The sequence below is a fragment of the Burkholderia sp. Tr-862 genome (genome assembly GCF_011753085.1).
Lineage (GTDB): Bacteria > Pseudomonadota > Gammaproteobacteria > Burkholderiales > Burkholderiaceae > Burkholderia > Burkholderia ambifaria.
On sequence record NZ_VWWG01000237.1, the window covers coordinates 1 to 7,543 of the forward strand.

The 7,543-nt window shown below is 67.5% G+C and carries 7 protein-coding genes; 4 read left to right on the plus strand and 3 right to left on the minus strand.

All coding sequences use genetic code 11. The features are described from left to right. Positions 1-523: 523 nt before the first annotated feature. Together F3J14_RS32335 and F3J14_RS32340 are read left to right on the plus strand one after the other, a co-directional pair. A complete protein-coding gene (locus F3J14_RS32335; RefSeq protein ID WP_166726381.1) occupies positions 524-1,684 on the plus strand; it encodes a porin in 1,161 nt (386 codons plus the stop codon). Between the two features lie 434 nt (positions 1,685-2,118). Further along, a complete protein-coding gene (locus tag F3J14_RS32340) occupies positions 2,119-3,342 on the plus strand; it encodes a transglycosylase SLT domain-containing protein (RefSeq protein ID WP_166726382.1) in 1,224 nt (407 codons plus the stop codon). Positions 3,343-3,415: 73 nt separating this feature from the next. Here the strand turns inward: F3J14_RS32340 and F3J14_RS32345 are convergent, their stop codons facing one another. Further along, positions 3,416-3,736: a hypothetical protein gene (locus F3J14_RS32345; RefSeq protein ID WP_166726383.1), complete on the minus strand. Its 321-nt coding sequence runs from the start codon at positions 3,734-3,736 to the stop codon at positions 3,416-3,418. 270 nt (positions 3,737-4,006) lie between these two features. Beyond that, positions 4,007-4,753, minus strand: coding sequence for a MipA/OmpV family protein (locus tag F3J14_RS32350; RefSeq protein WP_166726384.1), 747 nt, complete (start codon positions 4,751-4,753; stop codon positions 4,007-4,009). A 246-nt stretch (positions 4,754-4,999) separates the two neighbouring features. On the opposite strand from F3J14_RS32350, the gene F3J14_RS32355 reads away from it, so the two are divergent. Further along, positions 5,000-5,725: a response regulator gene (locus tag F3J14_RS32355; RefSeq protein WP_166726385.1), complete on the plus strand. Its 726-nt coding sequence runs from the start codon at positions 5,000-5,002 to the stop codon at positions 5,723-5,725. Beyond that, positions 5,726-7,096: an ATP-binding protein gene (locus F3J14_RS32360; RefSeq protein ID WP_166726386.1), complete on the plus strand. Its 1,371-nt coding sequence runs from the start codon at positions 5,726-5,728 to the stop codon at positions 7,094-7,096. A gap of 164 nt (positions 7,097-7,260) precedes the next feature. Here the strand turns inward: F3J14_RS32360 and F3J14_RS32365 are convergent. Next, a partial coding sequence (locus tag F3J14_RS32365) for an iron chelate uptake ABC transporter family permease subunit (protein ID WP_166726387.1) occupies positions 7,261-7,543 on the minus strand: 283 nt, incomplete at its 5' end.

Genomic DNA, 7,543 nt, shown 5'->3' on the forward strand with positions numbered 1-7,543 from the left:
CGCGCGGGCGCGCTGGCCGACAGGCCCGCGTACAGGGCGAACGCCGCGCCCGCGAGCGAGCGCAACGCACGACGCCGCGTGCCGGCCACCACGGCGCGCGCGACGCCCGTCTTCATCTTCCGGTTCATCAAGGTTCCTCTCCGAAGCCGCGCGCCGTCATGCGCGACGCGCGGCGATTGCATGAAACAAGTGGGACACGTGCAATAGCATATTCGGCCCGCATCGCGCGATTCGATTCCATTCAATAATGAATTGACGAATCCATCACGAACGCCGTTTTAGCGAAATCCCATCGAAAATCCCCTGGAATTATCACGAATCCGGCAATACGCCGATCGCACTATCTTGAAATTCGGGTCGATTAGCACACAGTGTTCAATAATCCAAATCTCTCAACAAGCCTTTGCGCAGCATGCGCCTGTCTGCTTTAGGTCACATCGGAGAATTCCATTTTTGCCGTTCGGCGACGGCTCTGTAGTCTCCTGCCATTCCGGTTCAAGCACGCCAATGGCAAGGAGATGAAATGAAACGCACGACCCTCTCGCTGATTTCGCTCGCGTCGTTCGCCGCGATCCCCGCCGCGCACGCGCAGTCGAGCGTGACGCTGTACGGCGTGATCGACACGTCGATCACGTACGTGAATCACGCGCAGGGCAAGGACAACGCATGGATGCTCGGCAACAGCAGCGCCGGCAACCTCTCCGGCAGCCGCTGGGGCGTGAAAGGCACCGAAGATCTCGGCGGCGGGCTCAAGGCGCTGTTCCAGCTCGAGAACGGCTTCGACCCGAGCAACGGCCGGCAGGGCCAGAGCGGCCGCCTGTTCGGCCGGCAGGCATTCGTCGGGCTGACGAGCAAGCGCTACGGCACCCTCACGTTCGGCCGCCAGTACGATCCGCTCGTCGACCTCGTGCAGGGCATCACCGCCGACAACTATCTCGGCAGCGTGTTCGCGACGCCGGGCGACGTCGACAACTACGACAACAGCTTCCGCGTCGACAATGCGGTGAAGTACACGTCGGCCGTTTATTCGGGCCTGCAGTTCTCCGCGATGTACTCGTTCGGCGGCATCGCCGGCAGTACCGGCGCCGCGCAATCGTATTCGGCAGCCGTGTCGTACAACAACGGGCCGTTCAGCGTCGCCGGCGGCTATTTCCACGCGACCAACAGCCCCGCGTCGAACGGCCTGCGCAACGGCTGGACCAGCTCGTCGGACGGCACCTTCGACGGCCCGATCAACAACGGCTATGCGAGCGCGCACTCGATCGGCATCGCCCGCATCGCGGGCCAGTACGTCGCCGGCCCGTTCACGTTCGGCCTCGGCTACAGCAACGCGCAGTACCGTCGCGACGCAAGCTCGGCGTTCGATTCGAACGAGCACTACAACACCGGGCAAGGCTTCGTGAACTACCAGGCGACCGATGCGCTGCTCGTCGGCGTCGGCTACAGCTATACGCGCTCGGGCGGCGATACGTCGGCGACCTATCACCAGGTATCGGCCGGCGCGGACTACAGCCTGTCGAAGCGTACCGACGTGTACCTGAGCGCCGCGTACCAGCATGCGAGCGGCCAGACCGGCGATGGTCACGGCGGATCGATGGCCGCGCAGGCGTCGATCGCCTCGTACGGCTATGCGGGCACGAGCTCGCAGACGCTGGTCAACCTCGGCCTGCGTCACCGCTTCTGATCGACGACGGCCGGCTGCGTGCGCTGTCGCGCCATCGCGGTGTCGCGCGGCCGGCCGGTCGGTATCGGATTACGGATTCCGATGATGGATTCGCCAGGACGGCGGCTACGGCCGCCGTCGCCGTTTCCGGGGCCGCGCCATGTTCCGTTCACATCGCTGCGCGATTCATCGCCGTATTCCGCATTCGCGGCGCAACTGACGCGCGGCGTCAGTATTGCGACTGCGATCGGGCGTCGGCATGCGCGCGAAAATCAGCCGTTTTTACCGATTCCATCCGGTCGCGCGGCGATCCCGGCGCAGCGAAAAATGCGCGATAAACGCACCGGCAAATGCAAAGGAAAGTTTGACGCGAGCCATTTGACTGCGCGCTATGGCACACTTCGCGTCTGCGTAATTTCCTTGCACCGGGCGGCCGGATCCCGCCCCATCCTGCCATGCCGCGTCATACTGCCCGTTCGATCAGCCACGCCACGCCGAAGATCGCCGCGACGATCGCGCTGTCGTGCGCGCTGCACGGGGCCGCGTGGGCCGACTGCCTCGACGATGCAGCCACGTTCCAGCACGTGAGCGTGAGCCTGCTGCGCGGTATCGCGCAGGTCGAATCGGGGATGAATCCGAACGCCGTCAACACCAACACGAACGGCACCGTCGACATCGGCCTGATGCAGATCAACAGCACCTGGCTGCCGACGCTCGCGCGCGAAGGCATCACGCGGGAAAGCCTGTTCGATGCGTGCACCAACGCGTACGTCGGCGCGTGGATCCTGTCGCAGAACATCCGCCAGCTCGGCGCCAACTGGACCGCGATCGGCGCGTACAACGCCGCGTCGCCCGACAAGCGCCTCGCGTATGCCCGCAAGGTCTATGATGCAATCCGGACCATGCCGGATTCGCCGGATACTCCCATGCCCATCCTGCCCCCCTCCTTTACGCCGCCGCAGCAGGTGCAGGCGTACAACCCGTTCGCGAGCCTGAGCGTATCCGCGCCGCCGGCCGCGCGGGCCCGCACGCTGTCACCGGCCGCACCGCCGTCGCCGCAAGGCGGTCCCGCCGGCCCGGCCGGCACGTATAACTTCGGCTGGACCGTCACGGGCGCCGACCAGGCCAAGCCGACCCAGGTGTTCGACGACGGTGCGCGGATCTACGTGCAGTTCAGCGACATGAAGCATATGCCGGCGATCTTCACCGAAACGTCGTCGGGCCGCGTGCTGATGTCGTGGGAGCTGCAGTTCCCGTATGCCGTTCTGACGCGCCCCGCGCAAACGTTGATCTTCCAGCTCGGGCCGTTCGAGGCGCGCGCGCAGCGCGGCGCGGCGGGTGCAACGACGCAGGCAGGGGCTGGAACCGCGGCAGGAGCATCACGTTCGGGGGCAACGACGGCTGCCACGACGCCTGCGGGGAAACCGCCCGCGAATGCGTCGGCCAAGCGCACGGCGTCGGCCGACGCGCTGTGGTATCTGAACACGCCGTCGACGTCGGGATCGACAGCGGCCGCGAATACGGCAAATACCGCGCCGGCGTCAACCTCGTCACCCGCGTCGAACACGCCGGCCACGTGGCCCACCGCGGTGACGTCGAATACGCCGCCGCCGGCCGCAACCCCTCAGGCGCCGGCCGCGCGCGTCAGCACCGACGCGCTCTGGTATATCTCGAAGTAACGCGCACGGGTTCGCACGCCCGTCGCGGCCGGCAAACGGTATGCGGCTCGGCCGGCCCCGCCGGCCCTATCCATCACCCGCGCCGCACCCAGATCACCTTGCCGTCGCGAATGCCGAGATCGCGGCGTTCCTCGCGATAGTCCATCGTGCCCGGCAACGACTTGCCGTCGCGCTCGAGCACGCGCCACAGGCAACCATCGAGCAGCGCGGCCGCCTCGGTTTCGGTCTTGCCGATCAGCGCATCGTCCGGCGCGGCGTCTGCGCTGCACATCGGCGCGGCGTTTCGCGCCGCGCCGCCGGCGGTGGCGTTGGGGTGCTTCGTGTTCATGTCCGCACATCCTGCAAAGGTTGCGCTCGCAACGAGCGCAACGAGCATCGCGATCGTATTCTTCACCGGCTTCTCCCTGTCGCGGCCCGGCGGCTCCATGTACGGCAGTCGTGCACGGCCGGGCATTGCATGCGTGATGGGTGCCGCGCGTCACCGGCCGTTTCCTGACGGATGCCGGCCGGCACACGGCGGCGTTGCGTGACGCGGTCGAATCGATTCGGCGCACCGGCGTCGCGGGCCCGGCGTGGTGCCGGAACCGCCTGCATGTTACCGCACGCGATGCGCGGCAACGGCGCGACACCGACGCATCGCGGCCGGCATGCGCGCGCCACCCGTTCAGAACTTGTAGGTCGCGCCGGCCATCCCGTAGTAGTTGCTGCGCGACTGCACGATCGGGCTGTCGCCATAGCGCCCGAGCAGCCGCGTCACGCCGCCCGTCGCGAGCACCGACCAGTGCCGCGACAGGTTCCAGTTCCATGCGACCGACATCGTCGCACTGTCGATCCCGCCGCTCGTCGAATATGGCCGGAAGCGGCTCGTCATCGACTGCGCATCGGTCACGCCGTAGAACGTCTGCGTATAGCGTCCGGTGCCGGCATGCACACTGCCCGTCACGATGATCTCGTGCTGCGCGGTCTTGAACACCGGCACCGCGAGATCGACATGCCCGGATACGCCGCGCGACGTATGCGTCACCGGCGTGTCGACCGTGACGCTCAGTTCGGCCGAGTCGAGCAGCGTCACACCGGCCCGCACGCCGACGAGCACCGAGCCCGGAATCCGGCCCATCCCCTTCAGGTAATCCGAACCCGGCAGGTCGAAGCGGTTCTCGTCCGCGCGGCCCGGGTCGTAGCTCACTGCCGCCGACACGAACGCACCGTGCGGCAGGTCCAACCGGTAGCCGGCGCCTTCGCGACCGTCGATGAAGAAGCCATTGCCGAACTTCGCGGAAAGCCCCGGTGCGACGACGCCGCGATACTGGTTGCTCCCCGGGTAGCGCGGCGCGAACCCGCCGCCGAGCGAAATCGAATACTGGTTTTCCGCGTGAGCGGCGGCGGCAAGGGTGAGGCCGGCAAGCGGCACGCAATAGCGGGAACGGCGAAGGGTTGAGCGCACAATATTGAGATATGAGTGACGGAGCCCGCAGTCTAGGTGCCGCCGTGCACCGGGGTTGTCCGTAATCTGCGGGGAATCTGTGCTCAATTGTGTTTGATTGTTCGCGATTGTCGTCCTGCTGCCCGGGGCGCCGAAACGCCGGCTAGAATTCGCGTGCCGCGCCGCGCGCCCGCCTGCCGGCAGCCGGGACGACGCGCGCATATCGAGGAGACCATGTACGACAATCCGCTCAAATACCGTGTGCTGCTGATCGAGGACGACGACCGCCTTGCGCAGCTCGTGCGCGAATACCTCGACAACTATGAATTCACGGTAACGGTCGTGCGGCGCGGCGACCTGGCCGTCGCGGCGGTGCGCGAGCACGAGCCCGCACTCGTGATACTCGACCTGATGCTGCCGAATCTCGACGGGATGGAAGTATGCCGGCGCATTCGCGCATTCACCAACGTGCCGGTGCTGATTCTCACCGCGCGCGCGGACGTCTACGACCAGGTCGCGGGCCTCGAAACCGGCGCCGACGACTACGTGACGAAACCGATCGAGCCGCGCGTGCTGGTCGCGCGCGCCCGCGCGCTGCTGCGCCGGGCACGGCCGGCCGCGACGGAAACACCCGCCGCCGCGCCCGACGCGCTGATATTCGGCGAACTGACGATCTCGCCGCCGAACCGCACGGTCACGTGGCGCGGCGAACCGGTCGACCTGAAGACGGCCGAATTCAACCTGCTGCTGATCCTCGCGCGCGCGGCCGGCACCGTGCTGAGCCGCGACGACATCCTGAAGCAGTTGCGCGGGATCGAGTTCGACGGGCTCGACCGCTCGGTCGATTCCGGCATCTCGAAGCTGCGGCGCCGTTTCGAGGATGCATCGTCGGAGCCGCACAAGATCAAGACGATCTGGGGCCGCGGCTACCTGTTCAGCCCTTCCGCGTGGGACGAATAAATGCTGCGCCCGTTGATCAGGCTGTACCTCATCGTGATCCTGTGCGTCGCCGGATCGATCGCGTTCATCGAGTTCTCGTTCGACCGGATCTTCTACGAACGCGCGGCGCAGGCGCAGCGAGACTCGCTGACGACCTATGCGTTCGTGCTGAACGATTATCTCGAACGCCATCCGGGCGCGCAGCGCACGGTCGCGCTGCGTGAGCTCGCGAAGCACGGCAATGAAGGATTCGACTTCGTGACGATGGCACAAGCCCGCGCCCAACTGAGCGGCGCGCCACTGCGCGACCTCGACGCCGGCAAGATCGCAATCGGCTACGACGGCAAGGATTACTACATGCCGCTCGCGGACGGTTCCGTGCTGCATGCCCGCCCGATCCAGCCCTTCGACCTCGACATCAAGATCTACGCCTACTTGCTGCTCGCGCTCGCCGCGCTGCTCGCGGTCGTGCTGTGGATCTCGTATCACTGGCGCGACCTGCGCAGGCTGCAGGCCGCCGCCCATGCGTTCGGCGCGGGCCGCCTGTCGACACGCGTGAAGCTGTCCGGCCGGTCGAACATCTACGAGCTGTCGCAGCAATTCAACGACATGGCCGAGCGGATCGAGGCGTCGATCAAGCAGCAGCGCGAGATGATGCACGGGATCTCGCACGAGCTGAAGACCCCGCTCGCCCGCCTCGAATTCGGGCTCGCGCTGCTCGCCGAATCCGACGAGAGCGGCCGGATGCGCGAACGCCGCGACGAACTGCGGCGCGACGTGCGCGAACTCGACGACCTGGTGACGGAGCTGCTGACGATCGGGCGCCTCGAACAAGGCGCCAGCGAGCTCGCGCCGATGGACGTCGTCGTCGATGCGCTGATCGACAGCGTCGCCGGCAACGTCGCGAACGACGTCGCCGATCGCGGCATCACGCTCGACGTGTCGACGACCGGCGCACCCGCCACCCACGTGTGCGATCCGAAACTCGTCGCCCGCGCGCTGCTCAACCTGATCCGCAACAGCGCGCGCTATGCGGCGCGCACGGTCCTGCTGTCCGCGACGCACGATGCGTCCGGTGCGCTGGTGCTGAGCGTCGACGACGACGGCCCCGGCATTCCCGCCGCCGAGCGCGCACGCGTGTTCGAACCGTTCCAGCGGCTCGATTCGAGCCGCGACCGGCAGACCGGCGGGTTCGGTCTCGGGCTGGCGATCGTGCGGCGCGTCGCGCTCGTGCACGGCGGTAATGTGCGGCTCGAGGATTCGCCGCTCGGCGGCGCACGCTTCGTGATTTCGCTGCCGGCGCGGACCTTGCCGGACTTCCTCAGCAACGCGCAGGCGAGTCCGGCACGCGGCCGGGCCGACCTGGCCGGCGCAGCTTCACCGCTTCGCTAAGCGGATGCGCGGTGGCGAGGCGGAGCGGTGGTGAGGTGGCACGACGTCACGGCGGCACGGCGGCACGGCGGCACGGCGGCACGGCGGCACGGCGGCACGGCGGCACATGATGCGTCGCCCCGCTCCCGCCGGCCGCGCATCGCCGGCCGCTCAGCACCCGCCGCTCACCGCCGCCGCAACAGCGCGACGAAGAACAGGCTGCCGAACAGCGCGGTCACGATACCGATCGGCAGATCCTCCGGTGCCGCGAGCGTGCGCGCGGCGACATCGGCCCACACGAGCATGATTGCGCCCGTCAGCGCGGCGACCGGCAGCAGCCGGCCGTGCTCGGCGCCGACGACGCGACGGCACAGATGCGGCGTCACGAGCCCGACAAAGCCAATCGCGCCGCTCACCGCGACCACCGCACCGGTCGCGAACGATGCGACGACGAACACCTCGCGCCGC

Coding starts and splice junctions, on each gene's coding strand:
- F3J14_RS32360 (WP_166726386.1), top strand. CDS start 5,726: ATGCTGCGCCCGTTGATCAGGCTGTACCTCATCGTGATCCTGTGCGTC.
- F3J14_RS32340 (WP_166726382.1), top strand. CDS start 2,119: ATGCCGCGTCATACTGCCCGTTCGATCAGCCACGCCACGCCGAAGATC.
- F3J14_RS32335 (WP_166726381.1), top strand. CDS start 524: ATGAAACGCACGACCCTCTCGCTGATTTCGCTCGCGTCGTTCGCCGCG.
- F3J14_RS32355 (WP_166726385.1), top strand. CDS start 5,000: ATGTACGACAATCCGCTCAAATACCGTGTGCTGCTGATCGAGGACGAC.